This window comes from Methylomonas sp. Kb3 (genome assembly GCF_002834115.1).
GTDB classification, from domain to species: Bacteria; Pseudomonadota; Gammaproteobacteria; order Methylococcales; family Methylomonadaceae; genus Methylomonas; species Methylomonas defluvii.
Genome location: NZ_PIZT01000038.1, coordinates 1 through 2,276, shown reverse-complemented (window position 1 = coordinate 2,276; position 2,276 = coordinate 1). Strand labels below are relative to the sequence as shown.

Here is a 2,276-nt window from a genome sequence, read left to right as displayed (position 1 = left end):
CCGGACAATGGACCGTCAACGAAAAAGGCGCTCGGCTATGGCGTTTTGAGGATGGCCTTCATATCGTCTGGCGTGCCGGTGCGCAAGACATCGTTACCCTGTTGGCCAAGGACAAAGTACCCGGCATTCCGCGCGACGAAGATACCTTGGCGGACATCCTGATCGAACGCGGCTTGGCAATCCCTAAGTCCTGGCCGGATGGCCGGCAATACCGTTATTGGCAAATGCAGCCCGAAGGCCTGGACAATCCGCTGTATCTATTGCGCCTCAAATCCGCGGAACTCATTTTCAGCGGCGAACCGCCGACTGTGGTTGAAGCGCGCGAAATCAACGAACCGGATCCGACTGCGCAAAACCCCGAACCCACTACTAATCCGGCACCGAAAACCAGTAAACCGGCAAAAACCAAGAACGTCGCGGCTCCGAATCAACCCAAACGCGCAGATAATCCTGCGTCAGTTTTGCCAGAAGCAACCTCACCAGAACCCGCATATGACCCAAGCGCCCTACCCGATTCGCGGCTAATCGAATCGGCACCACACACTTTGAATTCTCAAGGCGCGAAGGATCTAAATACCTTGCCATCAGATCCCGATCAACGACTGTCGCAAGCCAAATCAACCGATGACGCCCCTTCGTTGGATCAGACAGAACAACCGGAAAACGCAACGCCTGCCAAACCAACCCACTCAGAAAAAACGGCTTCAGCCGCAAAACCCGATCTCTCCACGACAGACACGAAAAGCATTTCTAATCCGGTCGATAGCGCCCGGTGCTGGTTACAAAACCACGGTGATGCCGGCCAATGGCTATTCGACATCTCTTCTATGCTTAATCAAGGCCAATGGAAGTTAGGCAGCGATCTATTGGAAGTTCAAGACAAATACTTGCTGCCGTTTCCGGCTACCCCTGAAAAACTCGCCATCGAGCCGCCCCAGTTCATCAAAATACTGGAGGAGACGGGGTGGCTGGTGACCGACGTTCTGTCACCGATGCGCAAGGTACAAACTATCCAATCCGTTCGCGGCGTCCTGCTGGCATTGGAACCGAGTTTGGCTTTGAAGGCATTATTTAAGTCTCAAGGCGAAACCACGCCAATAGAGTCATCCGCGCAATCTCCAAGCAGCAATACTGACAAGACCGTAGATCAAGTTAAGTCTTCTCAGCCTCAAGATGCGGCGCCTCTGGAACCCAAGCCTGTCCGGCCCAAATCAAAAGCGACAGGCAAGCAAAAATCAATCAGCGGCAACGCGCCAGCCAGTTCGGTCAATTCAGAGCCTGATAAGGCAAGTGCTCCACTAACAACTCTACCGGTAAAACCCGGAACTATCGACTTGCTGATCACACATGTGCGGCAACAAAACATCCCGCCCGAGGAATCATCGCCAGACGGTAATTGGCACACAGTATCCAATACCGAGCTGGAACAATTTCTGACCCAACATCCGACGGTCAAGCGAACTCGCCTGATGCTCGATATTGCTAACCATCCAGATTGTCGCTCGGTCAGTGCCACGGAGGGGATTCAGGTGAGATTACGTCCATGAAATCCGATTACGACTATCAATTTCCTTGGCGCCCGATTTTCGAGATTTATGCCTTCTCGGGTTGGTTGAGCGGCGCCGGTTTGGCGCATTTCACCAGTCGTTGGTCGGGCTTGCCACGCGAACCCTTCGACTGGTTGATGACGGCGTGCGGAGTGATGGCGTTTTGGCGATTATCACCGGCATTGAGTCTCTGGTATCGGAAACGCCGGTTGCGGCAGTTTCGTTTCCAATACCTGGATGCCGAGAAGCTGGTAACCCTGGTGAAGCGAAACCCCGAGGCTTTGTGGTTCGGCTGGGGATTCGATTGGGTGCAAAAGCATGCGCAATTGGCGTACGAGATTTTGAAACGCGATGTTTCGACGCTGATTCCCAGCGATCATCAGCGCATGGGCTCGGCCTGGATTCATGGCCTGGAAGTGTCCGAAAGTGACATCCGCCAGCCCTTGCAGCATACCGCCGGCCATACGCTGCTGGTCGGTACCACCGGCGCCGGTAAAACGCGCGCCTTTGATGTACTGGTTACGCAAGCCGTCTTGCGCGGTGAAGCGGTGATCATCATCGATCCCAAGGGCGATAAAGATCTGATGGTCTGCGCCAAACGCGCCTGTGCCTTGGCCAATCGCCCGGATCGCTTCGTGTATTTTCATCCGGCTTTTCCGGAAGGCAGCGTGCGACTCGATCCCTTGCACAATTTCAACCGGCCTTCGGAAATCGCCAGCCGCATCAGCG

2 protein-coding genes are annotated in these 2,276 nt (G+C 54.5%); both read left to right on the top strand.

The window, feature by feature from the left end; all coding sequences use genetic code 11:
• Positions 1-1,547: TraI domain-containing protein (locus tag CWO84_RS14990; RefSeq protein ID WP_205800391.1), on the top strand; the 1,547-nt coding region annotated here is incomplete at its 5' end.
• Positions 1,544-2,276: ATP-binding protein (locus CWO84_RS14985; RefSeq protein ID WP_117433622.1), on the top strand; the 733-nt coding region annotated here is incomplete at its 3' end. The genes CWO84_RS14990 and CWO84_RS14985, both read left to right, overlap by 4 nt.